At 66.6% G+C, this 19,760-nt stretch carries 19 protein-coding genes, 1 tRNA gene and 1 riboswitch; of the genes, 14 read left to right on the forward strand and 6 right to left on the reverse strand.

Annotated features, from left to right (window positions below):
• Positions 1–176 precede the first annotated feature (176 nt).
• The 4 genes from MF407_RS02020 (at position 177) to MF407_RS02035 (ending at position 2,320) form a co-directional block, all read left to right on the forward strand.
• A complete protein-coding gene (locus MF407_RS02020; protein ID WP_239701073.1) occupies positions 177–617 on the forward strand; it encodes a CD225/dispanin family protein in 441 nt (146 codons plus the stop codon).
• Between the two features lie 152 nt (positions 618–769).
• Positions 770–1,141 carry a DUF2752 domain-containing protein gene (locus MF407_RS02025; protein ID WP_168990133.1) on the forward strand — a complete coding sequence of 124 codons (372 nt, stop codon included), beginning with the start codon at positions 770–772 and terminating at the stop codon, positions 1,139–1,141.
• Positions 1,142–1,202: 61 nt separating this feature from the next.
• Positions 1,203–1,742: a CD225/dispanin family protein gene (locus MF407_RS15500; RefSeq protein WP_129624596.1), complete on the forward strand. Its 540-nt coding sequence runs from the start codon at positions 1,203–1,205 to the stop codon at positions 1,740–1,742.
• Positions 1,743–1,768: 26 nt separating this feature from the next.
• A complete protein-coding gene (locus MF407_RS02035; RefSeq protein WP_239701075.1) occupies positions 1,769–2,320 on the forward strand; it encodes an NINE protein in 552 nt (183 codons plus the stop codon).
• 175 nt (positions 2,321–2,495) lie between these two features.
• Here MF407_RS02035 and MF407_RS02040 read toward each other — a convergent pair whose 3' ends face one another.
• Positions 2,496–3,734 carry a DUF4032 domain-containing protein gene (locus tag MF407_RS02040; RefSeq protein ID WP_129624595.1) on the reverse strand — a complete coding sequence of 413 codons (1,239 nt, stop codon included), beginning with the start codon at positions 3,732–3,734 and terminating at the stop codon, positions 2,496–2,498.
• Positions 3,735–3,824: 90 nt separating this feature from the next.
• The gene (gene ugpC / locus MF407_RS02045) at positions 3,825–4,916 is read right to left on the reverse strand and encodes a sn-glycerol-3-phosphate ABC transporter ATP-binding protein UgpC (protein WP_239701076.1); all 1,092 of its coding nucleotides are present in this window, start codon (positions 4,914–4,916) and stop codon (positions 3,825–3,827) included.
• A 314-nt stretch (positions 4,917–5,230) separates the two neighbouring features.
• Here ugpC and MF407_RS02050 point away from each other — a divergent pair, with 314 nt between their 5' ends.
• From MF407_RS02050 to MF407_RS15505, 8 genes are all read left to right on the forward strand, one after another.
• Positions 5,231–6,574 carry a maltose ABC transporter substrate-binding protein gene (locus MF407_RS02050; protein WP_129624593.1) on the forward strand — a complete coding sequence of 448 codons (1,344 nt, stop codon included), beginning with the start codon at positions 5,231–5,233 and terminating at the stop codon, positions 6,572–6,574.
• 110 nt (positions 6,575–6,684) lie between these two features.
• Positions 6,685–8,262 (forward strand): ABC transporter permease subunit, encoded by a 1,578-nt coding sequence (locus MF407_RS02055; protein ID WP_239701078.1) that lies wholly within the window; start codon positions 6,685–6,687, stop codon positions 8,260–8,262.
• Positions 8,262–9,194, forward strand: coding sequence for a sugar ABC transporter permease (locus MF407_RS02060; RefSeq protein WP_129624591.1), 933 nt, complete (start codon positions 8,262–8,264; stop codon positions 9,192–9,194). Before MF407_RS02055 ends, MF407_RS02060 begins: the two co-directional genes overlap by 1 nt.
• Positions 9,194–11,041, forward strand: coding sequence for a glycoside hydrolase family 13 protein (locus MF407_RS02065; protein ID WP_239701079.1), 1,848 nt, complete (start codon positions 9,194–9,196; stop codon positions 11,039–11,041). Before MF407_RS02060 ends, MF407_RS02065 begins: the two co-directional genes overlap by 1 nt.
• Positions 11,025–12,032, forward strand: coding sequence for a LacI family DNA-binding transcriptional regulator (locus tag MF407_RS02070; protein ID WP_129624589.1), 1,008 nt, complete (start codon positions 11,025–11,027; stop codon positions 12,030–12,032). Before MF407_RS02065 ends, MF407_RS02070 begins: the two co-directional genes overlap by 17 nt.
• Before the next feature lie 54 nt (positions 12,033–12,086).
• On the forward strand, positions 12,087–12,521 hold the full coding sequence (locus MF407_RS02075; RefSeq protein WP_239701080.1) for a CBS domain-containing protein: 435 nt from the start codon (positions 12,087–12,089) through the stop codon (positions 12,519–12,521).
• 93 nt (positions 12,522–12,614) lie between these two features.
• Positions 12,615–14,405, forward strand: coding sequence for a serine/threonine-protein kinase (locus MF407_RS02080; protein WP_239701081.1), 1,791 nt, complete (start codon positions 12,615–12,617; stop codon positions 14,403–14,405).
• Between the two features lie 138 nt (positions 14,406–14,543).
• Positions 14,544–14,712: riboswitch (cyclic di-AMP (ydaO/yuaA leader) on the forward strand.
• A gap of 4 nt (positions 14,713–14,716) precedes the next feature.
• The gene (locus tag MF407_RS15505) at positions 14,717–15,478 is read left to right on the forward strand and encodes a transglycosylase family protein (protein ID WP_275578161.1); all 762 of its coding nucleotides are present in this window, start codon (positions 14,717–14,719) and stop codon (positions 15,476–15,478) included.
• A gap of 69 nt (positions 15,479–15,547) precedes the next feature.
• Here the strand turns inward: MF407_RS15505 and MF407_RS02090 are convergent, their stop codons facing one another.
• The gene (locus MF407_RS02090) at positions 15,548–17,005 is read right to left on the reverse strand and encodes a threonine/serine exporter family protein (RefSeq protein WP_168990132.1); all 1,458 of its coding nucleotides are present in this window, start codon (positions 17,003–17,005) and stop codon (positions 15,548–15,550) included.
• Positions 17,006–17,092: 87 nt separating this feature from the next.
• Between MF407_RS02090 and MF407_RS02095 the strand changes: the two genes are divergently transcribed.
• Both MF407_RS02095 and MF407_RS02100 read left to right on the forward strand, forming a co-directional pair.
• Complete coding sequence (locus tag MF407_RS02095) at positions 17,093–17,494, forward strand: secondary thiamine-phosphate synthase enzyme YjbQ (RefSeq protein WP_129624584.1); 402 nt, start codon at positions 17,093–17,095, stop codon at positions 17,492–17,494.
• A 115-nt stretch (positions 17,495–17,609) separates the two neighbouring features.
• Positions 17,610–17,682, forward strand: a tRNA-Thr gene (locus tag MF407_RS02100).
• Between the two features lie 20 nt (positions 17,683–17,702).
• Here MF407_RS02100 and MF407_RS02105 read toward each other — a convergent pair.
• The 3 genes from MF407_RS02105 to MF407_RS02115 form a co-directional block, all read right to left on the reverse strand.
• On the reverse strand, positions 17,703–18,350 hold the full coding sequence (locus MF407_RS02105) for an A24 family peptidase (protein WP_239701082.1): 648 nt from the start codon (positions 18,348–18,350) through the stop codon (positions 17,703–17,705).
• A gap of 61 nt (positions 18,351–18,411) precedes the next feature.
• Positions 18,412–19,008, reverse strand: a complete 597-nt coding sequence (locus MF407_RS02110) for a LysE/ArgO family amino acid transporter (protein WP_239701083.1) — start codon at positions 19,006–19,008, stop codon at positions 18,412–18,414.
• 28 nt (positions 19,009–19,036) lie between these two features.
• A complete protein-coding gene (locus tag MF407_RS02115) occupies positions 19,037–19,708 on the reverse strand; it encodes a DUF998 domain-containing protein (protein WP_239701084.1) in 672 nt (223 codons plus the stop codon).
• Positions 19,709–19,760 lie beyond the last annotated feature (52 nt).

Below are 19,760 nucleotides of genomic sequence, written 5' to 3' on the forward strand. Positions count from 1 at the left end.
TCGCTGTCCGGACGGTGGACCGGATGGAACCGGACGCGATTTCGTGACGTCGCCTTCCACGGACGAAAACGAGCCGCTTCGGCTTCACCGGTCGTCGTGCTCCGCCCCATAGGGTGGTGCGAAACGCCGGAACACCGGCCAAAAAAGCAACGTGCTGCGTTGCAGGGAGGGAAGACATGACCAACTACGGTCCGAACGATCCGAACCAGCCGTACGACCCGAACAACAAGGGCAGCGACGACGCTTACGGCCAGCACAGCGGCCAGTACGGTCAGCAGAACGACGGCCAGTACGGCCAGCAGGGTGGCCAGTACGGTGCCGGTGCACCGGGCTACAACCCGATGCCCGGTGATGGCGGAGCCGTCGGCACCCCGCCGCCGAACAACCTCGCGATGGCGATCATCACGACGGTCCTGTGCTGTCTTCCGCTCGGCATCGTGGCGATCATCCAGGCCACGAAGGTGAACTCGTTGTGGGCCCAGGGCGACCACGCGGGCGCCCGCGAGGCCTCGGAGAAGGCCAAGAAGTTCTCCATCTGGAGCGCGATCGCCGGAATCGTCTTCGGCATCATCTACGCAATCTTGATGTTCACCATCCTGAAAGACACCAACGCCTGATGGCGGACGTGAAGGCGCCCGGACCCGCAGCGGTGCGGGCGCCTTCCGCTGTCTGTTCGCCCGCTCCTCGGCAAGGTTGGTTCCTGCAGCACACCGATCCCATCCCCGGGTGGCGGCCGATGCACGGCCGGCTACGCAGGATGATCGCGCCTGTGACATTCGGGTTCGCGGCCGTCGGCGTCGGCGTGCTGCTGCACGCGGTCGATCCGCGTGAGCCCGGCAACTACCCGACCTGTCCCTTCCTGTGGCTGACCGGCCTGTACTGCCCAGGGTGCGGAGCGATGCGGGCGTCCGCCTCGGTGGTCGACGGCGATGTGTCGGGCGCATTCGGTTTCAACCCGCTCGTGGTGATCGCCTTGGTCGGTCTCGTGGTGATGTTCGCCCTGTGGACACGCCGCCAGTGGCAGGGCAGACCCAAACTCTCGATCACACGGCCCTGGGTGACCACCGCGCTGACGGTGATCACCGTGGTCTTCTGGGTGGCCCGGAACGTCCCGGGCTGGACCTGGTTGTCGCCGGCCTGAGCGCGGCGGCCCCATCTAGAATCAGTTGTCAACACCAGCACTTCCGGGGGGACCTCCAGCAATGAGCAGTTACGACCCGTACGACCCGAACAACACCGCCGGCCGGGACGGCGCACAGTCGTCCGATCCGTACGGGCAACAGGGCTATGACCAGCAGCAGTATGGCCAGCAGCAGGGCCAGCAGCCGCAATACGGCCAGTACGGCCAGCCGCAGCACGGGTACGACCAGCAGTACGGGCAGCAGTACGGCCAGCAGTACGGCCAGCAGTACGGCCAGCAGTACGGTCAGCCGCAGTATCCGAACCAGTACGGCAGTCCGTACGGTTATCAGTCCCCGGTCGGACCGCCGCCGGACAACTATCTGGTCTGGGCGATCCTGTCGACCGTGCTGTGCTGCCTTCCGCTCGGCATCGCATCGATCGTGTTCTCCACCCAGGTGAACTCGAAGTGGTCCATGGGTGACGCAGCCGGCGCACACGAGTCGGCCCGCAAGGCGAAGAACTTCGCGATCGCGTCCGCCGCCGTTTCATTGGTTCTCGTCGCGCTGTACGTCGTGCTCGTCGTCGCCGTCGGCGTCGGGTCGTCCTCCTCCAGCAGCTGATCGTCCTTCACCGAAAGTAGGCACTCATGTCCCATCAGGATCCTTACGCGAACAACGACCCCAACGCGGGCAAGCAGTACGACCAGCAGGGTTACGGGCAGCAGTCCGGCCAGTTCGGTGAGCAGCAGTACGGCCAGCAGTACGGCCAGCAGGACCGCCAGCAGTTCGACCAGCAATACGGCTCGGCTCCGGCCGCGCATTCCGGTGGTCCGCAGGGTGACAGCTTCTTCGTCAACCTCATGGGCGCCGAGCAGGGTCCGATGAGCTACGGGCAGTTGCAGGCGATGGCCGCGAGTGGCCAGCTCAAGCCGGAAACGCTGGTGCGTGCAGCGAGCGGCGGTCACGCCTTCCAGGCCAAGCAGGTGCCGGGGGTCTTCTCCGACAAGGAGTGGATCATGGCGCTGATCCTGTCGATCGTCATCGGCAGCCTGGGCGTCGACCGCTTCTACCTGGGCTATACCGGGCTCGGCGTGCTGAAGCTGATCACCCTCGGTGGTTGTGGCATTTGGGCACTGATCGACATCATCCTGATCGCGATGCGCAAGCTTCCCGACGCCGACGGTCGCCAGCTCAGCTGACGCCCCACCTCAGAGCTACCCAAACGAGCTACCCAAACGAGCTACCCGAACCGCGGATTGAAATGTCCCGGTAGTGCAAACCGCGGCTCATCGCTCGCGGTTTGCGCTACCGAGGGGTTTCGATCCGCGGTTTGCATTACCCGGGCATCACGCTCAGACCCGGATCAGGCGCACGTCACTCCGCCCGGACGGGGAGTTCCTGGGTGTCCACGCCGACGACGGACGCCTCGTCCGGCTTGTTCGGCAGGACGTGGTCGACGTAGTCGCGCGCGGCGTTCTCGATCGAGATGTCCTGCTGGGCGCGTTCTGCCATGTACCAGCGGTGCTCGAGGATCTCGTGGAAGATCTCGGCCGGTTCGAGCTTCTTGCGCATCGCCGGCGGAACGGTGCGGGTGATGGGTTCGTAGATGCGGCTGAGCCAGTCGTGGGCGACCAGTTGCTCGTCGTCGTTCTGACGGTCCTGGCTGGCGGTGAACGCGTCCAGGTCGTTGAGCAGTCGGCGGGCCTGGTTGTCCTCGACGGCCAGGCCGGTCAGCCGCAGCAGACGGCGCGCGTGGTGGCCGGCGTCGACGATCTTCGGCTGGATCGACACATGCGTGCCGTCGAAGTCGGTGGTGATGTCGAGTTCGCCGATGTCGAAGCCGAGGTCGTTGAGGTGGCGGATGTGCTCCTCGACCTTCCATCGCTGGCCCATCTCGAAGCTCTCGACCTCGGTGAGCGCGGCCCAGAGTTCGTCGTACCGCGACAGAATCAGATCCGACACCGAAAGCGGGTCGACCTGCATCGGCACGAAGCCACCGGCCTGCAGATCCATCAGCTCGCCGGCGATGTTGACCCGGGCGATGTCGAGGTCGTGGTCGCGTTGTCCCTTCGACAGTTTCTCGCGCAGCTCGCCGGTCTCGGCGTCCACCAGGTAGGCCGCGAACTCCCCGGCGTTGCGCTTGAAGAGCGTGTTCGACAACGACACGTCGCCCCACCAGAAACCGACCAGGTGCAACCGCACCAGCAGCACCGCGAGGGCGTCGATCAGGCGGTCGGCGGTGTCGGGCCGCAGTGACTGGCTCAGCATCGCTCGGTAGGGCAGCGAGAACTGCAGGTGCCGGGTCAGCAGACAGGCGTCCAGCGGGTTGCCCTCGTCGTCGGTGCGACCGGCCACCACGCCGACGGCCTCGACGCACGGCTGGTCGAGACGGCGCAGCGCGCGTAGCATCTCGTACTCGCGCCGGGCGATGTCTTCCTTGATCTCCTTGATCGCGATGATCCGGCCCTCGATCCGCACGAAGCGGACGACGTGTCGGGAGATGCCGCGGGGGAGGGCGGCCAGAATGTTCTCCGGCCACTCCTCGAGCGGGGTCGACCACGGCAGGTCGAGCAACGCCGGCCACGGCCGTCCAGCCCTGATGTCGAGTGCCACCGGCTCATCGTGGCACTGACACAGTGATCCATCAACGACCGAGCCCCGGCGGGCGTGTGCTCACCGGGGCTGCGTCGTTGTTCGATCGGATCAGTCGCCGAGGCGCTGACCGTTCTCGATGTCGAACAGGTGCACGTGTTCGGGCTTGGGCACGAAGTGCACGGTCTCACCCTTCATGGGCACGTTGCGGCCGTCGACACGGGCGACGAGCGGCTTGTCCGCAGCGGTTGGCTTGCTGCCGGCCAAGTGGCCGTAGATGTAGGCGTCCGCGCCGAGTTCCTCGACGACATCCACCTCGACCGCCAGTCCCTCTCCGTTGCCGGACAGGACGAGGTCCTCGGGGCGCACGCCGACGGTGATCTTGTTGCCGTTGGCGCCACCGACGGTGTCGCGGGCCACCGGGTGGACCGCGTTGCCGAACTTCACACCTGCGTCGGTGATGTCCATGTCGATGAGGTTCATCGAGGGGGAGCCGATGAAGCCGGCGACGAACACGTTGTTCGGGTGGTCGTACATGCGGCGCGGGGTGTCGACCTGCTGCAACAGACCGTCCTTGAGCACTGCGACACGGTCGCCCATCGTCATGGCCTCGACCTGGTCGTGGGTGACGTAGACGGTGGTGACGCCGAGGCGGCGCTGCAGGGAGGCGATCTGGGTGCGGGTCTGCACGCGCAGCTTGGCGTCGAGGTTCGACAGCGGCTCGTCCATCAGGAAGACCTGGGGGGAGCGGACGATGGCACGGCCCATGGCGACGCGCTGACGCTGACCACCGGAGAGCGCCTTCGGCTTGCGGTCCAGGTAAGGACGCAGGTCGAGGATGTCGGCGGCTTCCTCCACGCGCTTGCGGATCTCGCCCTTGTCGACCCCGGAGATCTTGAGCGCGAAGCCCATGTTGTCGGCGACCGTCATGTGCGGGTACAGCGCGTAGTTCTGGAAGACCATCGCCACGTCGCGCTCCTTGGGCGAGAGTGAGGTGACGTCGCGGTCGCCGATGAGGATGCGTCCGCTGTTGACCTCCTCCAGACCCGCCAGCATGCGCAGGGAGGTGGACTTTCCGCAGCCCGACGGGCCGACGAGAACCAGGAACTCGCCGTCCTGGATCTCCAGGCTCAGCTTGTCGACGGAGGGCTCGGTGGCACCCGGGTAGATCCGGGTGGCCTGGTCGTAGGTGACCGTTGCCATGGTGTGCTCCTTCACCGGCAGGAACGTGCCGGACGATCCGTTGTAAAGGTGTCTGTGAAAGAAACCGACAACGCCGGGGTTGGTGTTGTCCGTGTCACATCGTGACGTATGAACGGCAAGAAAGCCACTGATGTCGGCGGTTTCCGAATGGTCGATGGAGGCCATCGGCCCGTGATTTCAGGAGTGTTGCCGAACTGTGACCCGGTGGATGGAAAACATTGCTGCAAGATCTTGCAGAAAGTGACGTGGCGCTGGCATAGTGATCGGCATCACAGGGGGAGTCAACGGTGACCCCCTGAGCACAAGGAGAGTTCATGAAGCGCACCTTCGCTGTCGCCCTGACCGGCGCGGCCCTCGTTCTGACCGGTTGCGGCGGAGGCTCGGACTCGAGCAACACCTCCAGCACCAACACCTCGGCCGGCAGCCAGACGTCGTCGGGCTCCGCGACCGACTCGTCCGCAGCGCCGACCGCCGCCGAGACCCTCGGCACCAAGGACGCCAAGCGCGACGCCAACGCCGACCTGGTGATTTGGGCCGACGCGACGACCGCCCCGGTCGTCACCAAGCTAGCGAACCAGTTCGCGTCCAAGAACGGCGTCAAGGTCGCCGTCCAGATCTCCAACGACGTCCGCGGCCAGTACGGCACCGCGTTCAAGGCCGGTCAGGCCCCCGATGTCATCCTCGGTGCACATGACTGGATGGGTGAGCTCGTCGCCAACGGTTCGATCGCGACCCTGCAGGTGCCGGCGAACGTGATGTCCGGCTTCGACAAGAACGCCGCCGCCGCAGCCAAGTACAACAGCCAGACCTACGCCGTTCCCTACGGTGTCGAGAGCCTGGCCCTCGTCCGCAACACCGCGCTCGCGCCGACCGCGCCGAAGACGATGGCCGACCTGGTGAAGGCCGGCAAGGACTGCGTCAGCTCCAAGAAGTGCACCAACATCCTGTCCAACCAGATGGGCAAGGAGGGCAACGCCTACAACAGCTACCCCTTCCTGTCCGCGTTCGACGGCGGTGGCATCTTCGGCACCAAGGCCAACGGTGACTACGACGCCGCGAAGGTGATCGTCAACAGCGCCGGTTCGGTCAAGGGCGCGCAGGCCATGGCGGCACTGGGCAAGGAGGGCGCGCTGTCGACCAACATCGACTCGACCAACGCCGACACCCTGTTCGCCACCGGCAAGACCCCCTTCGAGATCACCGGTCCGTGGTCGATCCCCGCCTTCCAGAAGGCCGGCATCAAGTACGCCATCGACCCGCTGCCGACCCTCGAGGGCGGCGGTGCGATGAAGCCGTTCCTCGGTGTGCAGATGTTCTACGTGTCCTCCAAGGCCAAGAACACCGCGGTCGCCCAGGCCTTCGTCACCCAGTTCATGACCACCAAGGACGCCCAGGTCGCGATGTTCGAGACCGGCAAGCGTCCGCCGGCTCTGACCGCTGCGTACGAAGCGGTCAAGGGCAGCGACAAGGACGTCGAGGCGTGGGCCGCTGCCGGCAAGGAAGGCAAGCCGATGCCGAACATCCCGGCGATGAACGCCGTCTGGAAGCCGCTGGGTCTGGCGTTCGCGGACGTCGTCTCGGGCAAGGGTGGCACCCCGGCCGCTCGGATGGCCAAGGCTCAGACCGAGATCGAATCCGGCATCAAGTCCGGTCAGTGATCTGAACCGATGACGACGATGGCGGCGGCTGGTGCAGCTGCTGCCATCGTCGCTGTCAGCACCTGATCAGTCCTGATGTGCCCGAGAGAAAGACGACAATGACGACGTCGATGAGCGAGGAGACCGCAGCAGCGCTGCGCGCGGATCGCCCCAACCCGATCAGTTACCTCAAGTGGCCGATTCTCGCGGCCGTCCTGGGTGGCCTGTTCTACCTGGCGACCAAGCTCGCCGACAAGGGCTACGGCCTCGCGGTCGTCGCGACGGCGCTTGTGGCGCTGTTGGTGCTGGCCGTCTACGGCACACGCAAGGCGGTGCCGATGAAGTACCTCCTGCCCGGCCTGCTGCTGCTGCTCGGTCTGCAGGTGTGGCCGATCGTTTACACCGGCGCGACCGCGTTCACCAACTACGGCCAGGGCCACATCGCCTCCAAGGAGGAGGCGACCGGTCAGGTTGTCGCCTACTCGGTGGAGCAGGTGCCCGGTTCGCCCACGTATCAGCTCGCGGTCGCAGTGCCGAAGGACCAGCCGCTTGAGTCCGCACCGCTGCAGTTCCTGCTGACCGACGACAAGGGCAAGACCTTCCTCGGCACCAAGGACGGATTGAAGGACCTGCCGACCGACGGCCTCAAGCAGTCGACCGACGAGATGGACAAGGGCCGCATCCTCGAGGCCCCGGACTACCGGATCCTCAACCTCGGTGAGGCCAACAAGCGCAAGGACCTGCAGCAGTTCGCGGTGCCCACCGAGACCGGCGGCATCAAGGCCAACGGCATCAGTCAGGCGTTCGAGGGCCGACCGACGTTGGTCTGGGACAAGAAGTCCGACACCTTGAAGGACTCCAAGACCGGCACGGTTTACGTCGCCAAGGACGCACGTTGGGTGCCGCAGAGCGGCCAGGGTTCGCCGCTGGCCGTGGGTTGGAAGGAGAACGTCGGCTTCGACAACTTCAAGTCGCTGTTCGCCAACGAGGCGCTGCGTGGCAAGTTCCTCAGCGTCTTCGCCTGGAACATCGCCTTCCCGCTGCTGTCGGTACTGACCACCTTCGTCCTGGGCATGCTGCTCGCGCTGCTGCTCAACGACTCCCGGATCAAGGGACGCGGCATCTACCGCTCGCTGCTGATCCTCCCTTACGCCATCCCGGTGTTTGTCTCGGCGCTGGTCTGGGCCTCGATGTTCAACCAGGAGTTCGGTCTGATCAACGACCTCACCGGCCTCAACGTCGACTGGTTCGGTGACCCATGGGCCGCGCGTGCAGCGATCCTGCTGACCAACCTGTGGCTGGGTTTCCCGTACATGTTCGTCGTGTGTACCGGTGCGCTGCAGTCGATTCCGGGTGACGTGCTCGAAGCCGCGAAGATCGACGGAGCCAGCCCGATCCGCACCCTGCGCTCGGTGATCATGCCGCTGCTGCTGGTCGCCGTCGGACCGCTGCTGATCGCGTCCTTTGCGTTCAACTTCAATAACTTCGGACTGATCTATCTACTGACCGCCGGTGGCCCGTTCACCGACGGCAACTCGACGGCCGGTTCGACCGACCTGTTGATCACGATGTCCTACCGCCTCGCGATCGACGGGGCGAACCCCAACTTCGGTCTGGCGTCCGCGGTCGCCGTGATCATCTTCATCATCGTCGGTCTGCTGAGCTTCCCCGGCTTCATGAAGACCAAGGCCCTGGAAGAGGTCAACTGATGAGCGCTACTCCTGCTCCCGACCCCATGGTCGTCGCAGCCGCCACCGGTGACGACGACCCGACCAACACCCCCACCAAGCCGCGCCGCGGCTCCGGTGGTGTGTGGTGGCGGCACGCGCTCGCACTGCTGGCGCTCGCCTTCGCGATGTTCCCGATCCTGTTCGTGGTCTCGGCGGCGTTGAACCCGGCCGGATCGCTGTCGACGACCAGCCTGTTCCCGACCGGCTTCTCGTTCGACAACGTCCGGACGCTGTTCAGCGACGACGCGCGCCCGTTCCTCACCTGGTACAAGAACTCACTGTTCATCGCGCTTGTCGGCGGCGTGCTGTCGGTGTTCATCGGCGCCGCATCCGCGTACGCGTTCTCGCGGCTGCGCTTCAAGGGGCGCAGGGTCGGTCTGATGGCCCTGTTGCTGCTGCAGATGTTCCCGGCGCTGCTGGCCTTCGTGGGTCTGTACATCACCTTCAGCAAGATCGGTGAGGTGCTGCCTGCATTCGGCCTGAACACGACGCTCGGTCTGATCCTGGTCTACATGGGTGGCGCGATGGGCTCGAATGTCTGGCTGCTCAAGGGCTACTTCGACACCGTGCCGAAGGAGTTGGACGAGGCCGCGATGGTCGACGGCGCATCGCACGCGCGCATCTTCTTCACGATGACGCTGCGCCTGGTGACACCGATCCTGGTGACCGTCTTCATGCTGTCGTTCGTCGGCTTGTTCGGTGAGTTCATGCTCGCGTCGATCTTCCTGACCGAGAAGGACGCCCAGACGCTCGGCGTCGGACTGTGGGGCATGACGAAGGGCAACGAGCGCAACGCCCTGTTCGGCCAGTTCGCGGCCGGATCGGTGCTGAGCTCGATCCCGATCATGGTGCTCTACCTGGTGTTCCAGCGTCAGCTGGTCGGCGGCCTCACGCAAGGCTCGGTGAAGTAATGCCGACGCCGGACCTCCTGGCCCGGCCGCACCACGACGGTTCTGCGCTGTACGTCGACCGCGCGGCGCCCGCTCCCGGTGAGCGGGTGACCGTGCGGGTCCGCGTGCCCCACGGCCACGACATCGACCAGATGCACGTGCGCCAAGTGACCGACGGCGAACCCGAGTTCTCGGCCGCCCGAATCACCTCCCGCACCGCGACCGACACCTGGTGGAGCGCGGACGTCGTCTGTCACAACCCGGTGACCTCATACCGCTTCATCATGAGCGGTCCGACGGACGGTTACCTCTGGCTGGACGCCGCCGGCCTGTCCCGGCGTGACGTCCCGGACGTCTTCGACTTCCGCCTGACCACCTTCGGCCTGGCCCCGGATTGGGCTCGGCACGGTGTCGTCTACCAGGTGTTCCCCGACCGCTTTGCGAAGGCGGGCGATCGCCCCGCGCCCGAGTGGGCCGAGCCGGCCGACTGGAGCGACCCGGTCGACACACGGCGGGGACATATCGGTGCCCAGTGGTACGGCGGCGACCTCGCCGGCGTCGAGCTGCACCTCGATCACCTCGAGCGGCTCGGTGTCACCACGCTCTACCTGACCCCGGTCTTCCCCGCGCGTTCCAACCACCGGTACGACGCCGCGACGTTCGATGCCGTCGACCCGGTGCTCGGCGGCGACGAGGCCTTCGCGTCGCTGGTGCGTGCCGCGCATGCTCGCGGATTGCGCGTGCTGGGTGACATCACCACGAACCACACCGGCGTCACGCATGACTGGTTCATCGCGGCGTCCGCGGATCCGGCTGCCCCCCAACGAGATCACTACTTCTTCGACGAGCAGGGTGACTACGAGAAGTGGCTCGGTGTATCGAGCCTTCCCAAGCTCAACCACGCGTCGCCGACGCTGCGCGAGGAACTCTTCGACCGTCCTGAGGCACCGGTTCGCCGCTGGCTCGCAGGGGACTCGGGGCTGGACGGTTGGCGGGTCGACGTCGCGAACATGACCGGACGGTTGCGTGACCACGACGTCAACCACGAGGTTGCTGCCCACATGCGCGCGACCGTCGTCGATGCCAAGCCCGATGCGTATCTCGTCGGCGAGCACGCCCACGATCACTACCTGGACGCGTCCGGCGAGGGTTGGCACGGAGTCATGAACTACTCCGGGTTCACCCGTCCGGTATGGACCTGGTTGCGCGACAAGGACTTTGCTCCGTCGTTCCTCGGGAACCCGTTGATGGTGCCGCGGCTCGGAGGTCCCGACGTCGTCGACACCATGACCGAGTTCAACGCGATGGTGCCCTGGTCGACCCGGCGGGCGAACTTCAACCTGGTCGGGTCGCACGACACCACCAGGGTGCGGACTCTGGTCGGCGCCGACACGCGCCAGGTCGGTGTGGCGCTGACGCTGGTGATGGCGATGCCGGGCATCCCGATGATCACGTACGGCGACGAGATCGGCATGGAGGGCGCCTTCGCCGAAGACGGCCGCCGTCCGATGCCGTGGAACGAATCCGATTGGGATTCACAGATTTTCGACGATGCCCAGCAGCTGGTCGCCGCCCGGAGGGACTCGGCGGCTCTGCGCGACGGCGGTCTGCGGTGGGTGCGCGTCGAGGACGACACGATCACGTTTCTGCGTGAGGTCGCGGGGGAGTCGGTGCTGGTGCACGTCGCCCGTGACGCCGGTACGAGCCTCGAGCTGGACGAAAAAGACCTTCCCGGTATCGGTGGCGGGCGACTGCTCGCCGGGCGCGGGATCAGTGCCGACGGATCGGGGATCCGGGTGGAGACGAACGGCCCGGGCTTCGCGCTGTGGCTCTGGAAGGACGGGGGCCGTCATGGCGAAGCTCTCTGACATCGCCGCACATGCAGGCGTGAGTGAGGCGACCGTCAGTCGCGTTCTCAACGACAAGGGCAATGTGTCCGACTCGACCCGGGATGTCGTGCTCACCTCGATCGACGTTCTTGGCTACGAACGGCCGAGCAACCTGCGGCGGCACGCCGTCGGCATGGTCGGGATCATCGTCCCCGAACTCACCAACCCGGTGTTCGCGATGATCGCGCAGACCCTCCAGGGGCGCTTCTCCGCCCACGGCTACACCAGCGTCCTGTGTACGCAGGCGCCCGGCGGTGCCCAGGAGGAGGAGTACGTCCAAATGCTGCAGGAGCGCGGTGTTGCCGGGGTGGTGTTCGTCAGCGGTCGCCACGCCGACACGACGGCGGACATCTCGCACTACGCGCGACTGTGCGAGCGCGGTCTGCCGATGGTGATGGTCAACGGGCACCGGGACGAGATCGACGCGCCGTCGCTGTCGACCAACGAAGCGAGCTCGGTTCGGATGGCGCTGCATCACCTGCGCCAGCTCGGGCACACCCGGATCGGTCTGGCGACCGGCCAGTCGCGCTACCTGCCGAGTCTGCGCAAGGTGGAGGAGTTCCAGCGACAGGCGGGGAACGACGGCGGTCTGGCGATCGAACAGACCTGGTTCTCGGTGGAAGGCGGCGAGCTCGCCGGGCGGCGTCTGCTCGAACGCGGTGTCACCGCGATCATCTGCGGATCCGACATGATGGCGCTCGGAGCGATCAAAGCGGCTGAGCTGCAGGGGTTTTCGGTGCCAGCCGATGTTTCGGTGGTGGGTTACGACGGGTCCCTGCTCACCCAGCACACCTCCCCGCCACTGACCACGATCCGACAGGACATCAGCGGCCTGAGCGGTGCGATCGTGCACGCGCTCTCTGAGGAGATCGCCGGTCATCGGCACCCGCGTGGCGAGATGCTCTTCGATCCCGAGCTCGTCGCTCGCGGGTCGACGGCTCCTGCGCGACCGGTCGCGACCACGGCCTGAGACGTCCGCGTCCGCTGAGGCCGAAACCGGTGTGACGAGGGTTACATTCGGCTCATGCGTATTTCGGATGTGCTGCGAGGCAAAGGAACTGACGTCGTCACCATTCCCGGCTCGGCCTCGGTGGCCGATCTCGTAGCGCTGTTGCGCGACAAGGGCATCGGAGCGGTGGTGGTGGTCGACGAGGCCGACTCCGAGAGGATCGCCGGCATCGTCAGTGAACGCGACGTCGTGCGCCGTCTCGCCGACCGCGCCGACGGGCTGATGGAACTCCCGGTCAGTGAGGTCATGACTGCCGACGTGCACACCTGCGGTCAGGGCGACGAACTGAACGAGGTCGCGGTGAAGATGACCGATCGACGTATCCGTCATCTTCCGGTCGTCGAAGAGGGGCGCCTGAACTCGATCGTCAGCATCGGTGACGTCGTCAAGGCGCGCCTGGGTGAGTTGCAGGCCGAGCGGGACGCACTCGAGGGTTACATCAGTTCCTGACCCGGCCCGGGGAAACTCCTGTCGCCCGGTGTCCGTTGCCCCCGTGGGGCGTGCCTGTCCACCCCCATGAGACGCACGACCTACGGTGGAGCCATGACGCCTGCACGACCCGAGTCCACGACGAGCGGCCACCGCTTGCCCGGTGGCCGGCCGCGCAGACCCGCTCAGGTCGACGGTGACGAGACCACCGAGTTCACCCCGGCGTCGGACGCGGGACTGCGCGATCCCGTTGTTGCGGAAGGGGCGCCAGGGGGGCGCCGGATCGGACCGTACCGACTGCTCGGACGCCTGGGGGAGGGCGGCATGGGCGTCGTGTTCCGGGCCCTCGCCCCGAACGGCGACGAGGTCGCGATCAAGGTGCTGCGAGCCCACGTCGCCTATGACGAGAAGGCCCGCGAGCGACTGCGGCGCGAGGTCAGCTCCCTGTCGCGCGTGCGGGCACCCGGTGTCGCGGGAGTCATCGATGCGGACGCCGACGGGGACCAGCCCTATCTGGTCACCCAGTACGTTCCGGGCCCACCGCTCGATGAGGTCGTGGACGAACGCGGTCCGCTCGGTGCCGAGCAGTTGGCCCGACTGGGTCGGGGTCTCGCCGAGGCTCTGGATGCGATTCACTCCGCGGGCGTCGTGCACCGCGATCTGAAGCCCGGCAACGTGTTGATGGTCGGTGACGAACCGGTCCTCATCGATTTCGGCATCGCCCACATCGGCGACGACTCGCGACTGACGCAGACCGGGCTGGTCATGGGAACGCCCGGTTACCTGTCGCCGGAGATCATCGACGGCGCCGCCGTCGGCCCGGCCACCGACTGGTGGGGTTGGGCGGCAACGCTGGCCTACGCCGCGTCCGGCAGGGCACCGTTCGGCAAGGGTCCGATGCCGGTCATTCTCGACCGGGTCGCCCGCGGCCAGGCCGATCTGACGAACGTGGACCCGCGCATCCGGCCGCTGCTGGAAGCCGCGCTGTCGCCCGACCCGTACCAGCGTCCGTCGGCAGGGGAGATCCTGCGCGAACTCGACGTCTTCGCCCGAGGTGGGATGACCGGTGAGATCGTCCAACGTCATTCGCGGCGCCCGGCAACGTCACCTCGTGGTCAACAGTCGGCGGCAAAACCGTTGCATCACAAGGAAGCTCCGGTTCGCACCCAGCACCCCCGCACCGAGTGGATCCAGCCGCAGCAACGCCTCGACGCGCCGCCGGTGGCGTGGGGCGCAGTGCCGACCGAGCAGCAATCCGCTCCTGCGCGCGACCCGCGGATCGGCCAGCCGGCCCGTACCTGGACACTCCTGGCGCTGATGCTCGCGACGGTGGGACTGTCGATGGTGCTGCCGATCGTCGCGTGGTTCGCGATCTTGGCGTGGGTGTTCGCCGCCCGCTGGAACGACAAGTCGATCACCTCGATGGTGCTGCGTCGGTACGCTGCCGGACCTCGCCGCAGCGACACCGCCGTCGCCATGGCGCTGTCGCCCTGGCACGCGCTCGTCTCGGCGTTCTCCACCCTGCTGGTCGCGATCATCCCGGTGTTCCTGGGCGCGGTGACTACGGTCGCCGTCGCGTTCGTCAGTGACCTGGTGGGCCTCACGACCTCGGCGTACGGGCGTCCACCGGCCATCGCAGCCGGCACATTGGTGGCGATCTGTTCGGCGTGGTGGGGCGTCGGTGGTACGGCCACCCGCCGCGGTTCGCGCAGTCTGGTGCGCACCGTCGCCCGCACCAAGGAAGTCACTCTCGCAGTCGTGATCGCGTCGGTCGCCCTTCTCATGGGGTGTGCGTTGTTCGCTTCCGCAAACCTGGACGTGCCCATGCACTGGTGGCCCTACAACGACGTCACCCAGGTGCCGGGATCGGGCATCATCCCCTCCATTCCGCCGAACTGGCCCTGACGGAAACCCGCCTGGACCATCGACTCACAAGGGGTTGGCGGGGACACCCACCCCGGGTATCCTGATCCGGCACTTCTTGACCGGCGCTTGACCTTTCGGCCGGCTCGAACAATTCCAGATCGGTCCATTTGTCCTTTGGATGCCGGGGCGCTCAACCTCATCCGGCACGGCCCGTCACCCGGGCATGAGGGCGGGGGAACCACTTACGATCCGCACCGGATCTCGGGGTGAAGTCGGCGTCGCCGACGGGGCAACCTGACCGCCCTAACCCGACAGCTCACCCCGCAGGCGTCGTCAGGAAAGGGAACCCCTTGAGCTACACCCCCAAGCACGCTGCCGCCAAGCAGCCCAGCACCACCGGTCGCCGCGCGGCCGGCGTCCTCATGCTGTCCGCCGCGACCGTCGGCACGTCGGCGTTCGTCGGCACCGGGGCGGCGCAGGCCGCTGCGACCACCACCGCCGTGAAGTCGGCACTCGGCTGGAACGTCTGGGACCGCGTCGCGCAGTGCGAGTCCGGCGGCAACTGGCGGATCAACACCGGCAACGGCTACTACGGCGGTCTGCAGTTCTCCTACACCACCTGGCGCGGCTTCGGCGGCACCGCCTACGCGTCGTACGCGCACCTGGCGACCCGCGAGCAGCAGATCAGGATCGCCCAGAACACCCTGCGCGTGCAGGGCCCTGGCGCCTGGCCGGTGTGCTCCCGCCGTGCCGGTCTGACCCGTACCAACGGAATGGTGCTCGGTGCCTCCACCCCGACGACCACCGCCACCACGACGACGACCACCACGTCGCGCACCGCGTCCCGCAAGCTGGTCGTCGACGGCGCGTTCGGTCCGAACACCACCCGCGCGGTCCAGAAATGGGTAGGCACCGTGCAGGACGGCTCGTTCGGTCCCTACACCCGCCGTGCGCTGCAGGCAAAGATCGGCGCCCACCAGGACGGTTGGATCGGTTCCAACAGCGTCCGCCTCCTGCAGGTGAAGATGGGCGCCCCGCGCAACGGTGCGAGCTACCTCGACGCAACCACGGTTCGCTACCTGCAGACCTACCTGAACCGTCACGTGCTCTGATCCCGAATCACCGACGAACCCCCGGCAGACACCGTCCGCCGGGGGTTCGTGCGTCCCGCGGGGGTCTGTTCAGCTGAGCGTGTCGAGCACCTTCACGCGGCGCTTGGTCAACACGTCGTCCGGCCGGCTGAGGCGCCCTGGCAACGAGCCCAAGGTGATTCCCGACGCGATCGCGAGACCGATCATCACGGCACCGAACAGCGTGGCCGCGCCCTGCATCATGTCGGAGCGGATGTTCACCAGCTCGAAGATGCCCCGGTACACAGTCAGACCCGGAAGCAGCGGGACGATCGCCGCTGTCGCGATGGCCAGTGACGGCACCCGCAGGCGCCAGCCCATCAGCGTCGCGAGCGCTCCGATGAGCAGGGAGGCGAAGCCCGCCGACCACTGCACGGACGCGTTCGCCTCGGTGAGCAGGTAATAGGCGACCCACGCCAACGCGCCGACGGCGGTCGACAGCAGTACCGTGCGCCCGCCCGAGTACGAACCGATCGCGAAGGAGCACGTGATCGCGGCTGCACACAGGACACCGATGGCCGGGTTCGTCGAGAAGGTCAGCGTCGAACTGATCGCGATGTCGATACCGATCTGTTGCGCGAGGGCGAGTACGGACAGCACGCCCGCCACGATGCCGCCACTGAGGATCAGCACCTCGAACGTCTTGGCGGCCGCCGTGAGGTAGTAGCCGTCGATGGTGTCCTGGGCCGCGCCGACGGCAGACAGGCCAGCGAGCAGCACGACGACTCCTGACGCGACGACCACGGACGGGCGCAGGTTGCTGAACATCTCCACTTGCAGGTTGTTCGCCATGAAATACAGGACGACCGCGACCATCGTCGGAATGGCGGCGCCGACGGCCTGGCAGAAGAACGCGGCAACACCTCGGCGTCCGAGGAACCGCACCGTCCGGTCGACGACAGCCGTGGTGAGCGCCGACAGCACGACCAGCAGCAGGTCGCCGCTGAGCAGGGCGGCAATCGCGGCACCGAGCATGGCCGAAGCGAGCGTGACGATGAACCGCGAATACGGATGTTCGGTCGAAGTGATCTCATCGAGCCGATCGTGCGCGTCAGTGATCTCCAGCGTTCCGTCCTCGGCGTCGCGCACGAGGCGTTGCAGACGTTCCAGCCGGGTGAAGTCCTGTTGCAGTACCGGCACGATCCGCATCACGGTGATCGGATCGCGCAGCACACCGCGGTGATGAGACACGATCAGCGAGGTGTAGGTGATGTCGACATGCAGTGAGCGGACGTCGTAGGCACGGGTCAGGCGAAGTACCGCGTTCGTGGTGTCGGCGGCGCTGGACCCCGTCGACAGCAGAGCTTCGCCGACGCGCAGTCCGAGATCGATGACGAGTCGGGTGTGACTGTCGGTGGGTCCGCTCTCCTGGCCGCGCAGGCCGATCGGGACAGTCGGCTGCCCGCCGGCTATCGCCCGTCGCGCCCGTCGTCCGAGGTCCTTTGGATCGACCGCCGTCGGCAGACGGCGGCGAGGATCGGGTACTTCACGGCGGGGTCGTTCGGTCACGATTCCCACTGTGCCAGTTGACCGGTCAACTCATTGCAGGTGGCTCGCCGAGGCGCTGGCGATGCGTTCCGAGCCTACGGTGGAGGCATGCTTTCCCAAGAGATCTCCGTACACAGTGGCAGTGCCGAAGTGGTGCTTGACCTGACCGGCGAATGCGAGTCATTCGTCGCCGAGACCGGCGGGGACGGACTGCTGCACGTCTTCGTCCCACACGCCACCGCGGGCATCGCGATCCTCGAGACCGGAGCCGGTTCGGACGATGATCTACTCGCCGCGTTGCGTGACCTGCTCCCGGCAGACGACCGGTGGATGCACCGGCACGGCAGTCGCGGTCACGGTCGCTCACACGTGATGCCCGCGCTCATCCCGCCCTACGCCACGGTGCCCGTGATCGACGGACGACTGATGCTCGGCACCTGGCAGAGCATCTGCCTGGTCGATCTGAACGTCGACAACCCCGACCGCAAGGTGCGGCTGTCGTTGGTGTGACGTTCAGGGCTTGCGCCAGTGGGCCTCCACATGTGTCGACGCTACGCGGGTGGGACGCGGAAAACGAGGGTCCGACAACAGGTACGATCGTCCCTGGTCTGCCGCGTGCAGACGTGCCGGTGTAGCTCAGTTGGTAGAGCGCCTCACTTGTAATGAGGATGTCGCGGGTTCGACTCCTGTCTCCGGCTCCGAATCCGAATCTCGGCTCTCACAAGGTGACCACGCCGAGGATGGCGGGCAGGGCGCCGAGCAGCAATGGCGGCCCGAAGGCGATGTAGGTCTTGCGCGTTGCTCGACGAGTGACGAGCAATGCGAGCGCCCAGAGCCCGCCGGCGAGAAAACCGAAGAACAGCCACGTGGCCACGGCGGTGACGCCGAGCCATCCGAGGGTGAAGCTCAGCAGAAGGGCGAGTTTCACGTCGCCGAGTCCCAGCCCGGACGGCGCGGCGAGCGCGAGCACCAGGAACCCGAGTGCCACGGCCACTCCGCACGCTCCGGCACGCAGCATTCGCGACCAGTCATCGAGCCCGGCGGAGGCGATGACGAGCAGACCGGCGAGAACGGGCAGCGGCCACAGGGTGAGCTTGTCCGGCAACCGGTGGACGTCGGAGTCGATCGCCGCCAGCAGCACCCCGAGTGCGGCAAGCACGACGTACGCGGGCACCGCCCACCACGACAGCATCGACACGTGGTGACCGATCCAACCCATGACCACCGGTGTCACGAGGAGGACCCACCCGAACGAAGGCAGCGCTCTCGGGTCGTCGTCGCGGCGCCAGCGTCCGGCGAGGAGTTGTTTGCGGTACCCGACGCCGAGCACCAGCCCGAGGCCGGCGAAGGCGAACGCGGTCAACATGGCCTACACCCTGGCATGGCGAACCGGGTCGGGCGGATCCACGCGGGGGACTGTGGAGTACTCAGGAACGCACGAGCAGCACCGCGATCAGCAGCATCATGCAGCCGATGATCACGTCGAGCACTCGCCACACCGACGGCTTCGACATCCCCGGCGCGACCGCTCGCGCACCGAACCCCAGCGCGCTGAACCACACGATCGAACCGGTGACGGCACCGGCTGCGAACCACCAACGTCCGTCAGCACCATGCTGATTGGCGATGTTCCCGAGCATCAGCACGGTGTCGAGGTACACGTGCGGATTCAGGTAGGTCAGCGCCAACGTGGTTGCGATGACACCGGAGCGCTTCACCGGACCGGACAGTTCCAACGCCTGTGGCTTCAGCGCAGAACGGAAGGACGTGATCGCGAACCACACCAGGTAGGCCGCGCCGAGCCACTTCATGATGTTGAGCGCAGTCGGGTGATCCGCGATCAGCGCACCGACACCGGCGACTCCGAGAATGATCAGCAGCGCGTCGCTGAGTGCGCAGATCGCCACGACGATCGCGACGTGCTGTCGGTGGATGCCTTGACGGAGCACGTACGCGTTCTGCGCGCCGATGGCGACGATGAGGCCGAGACCGGTCAGCACGCCGGTGACGTACGAGTCGAGCACGGACGCACGCTACGCCGCACAGGCAGCGTCAGTGCGCCGGGACCGTACGCCGAGACGTTCCGGACACGCCGGGCACGCGATCGGTGAACAGGATCAGCCACCACAGCACCAGCGCCGTGAGCGAGATGCGCTGTGCGATGCCGAGCGCGAGGTGGAACACGCCCAGGGCCTCGAGTGTCGTCCAACCGAGTGTGACCAGATGGATCAGGCCGAGTGCGGTCGACGCGCTGCCGAGCGGGGTCAGATCGGCGTTGCGCGCACGCACCACGATCGTCCACAGCACCGAGCCGGCGGCGACGACGCCCGCGACCGAACTGCTGACGGTGTGGATCTTGTGCGCGATCGGCACCAATCCGAGGGATTCCTCGATCGCGCAGACCGTGTCCGAGGTCGGGGTACAACTGAGCGGCAGGAGCGCGTCGATGATCGTGACGAACCCGAAGATGCCGAGCAGGACGAAAGGCATCGACAACCGCCGGTCGAACCGGCTGCTGCGCAGAATGAGGACGGAGGCGATGACCAGAGCGGTGCCCGCGGTCGCGTCCAGAGCTTGGTAGAACAATGCGAAGGGTTCGTTCGCCGCCGCGAGTTCGCTGACGTAGGAACGGATTTCGTCGTGGCCCGGGTTCAGGAACGGGGCGAGTATCCAACCCGAGTAGGCGATCGCAGCGATGGTGGCCAGCACGAAGGCGCGCCGCACCCCCGTTCCTCACGCACGGTCGCCCCTCCCTCGTCCAGTGCCATCGGGACAG

It is taken from the genome of Yimella sp. NH-Cas1 (genome assembly GCF_022359705.1).
Taxonomy (GTDB): Bacteria; Actinomycetota; Actinomycetes; order Actinomycetales; family Dermatophilaceae; genus Yimella; species Yimella lutea.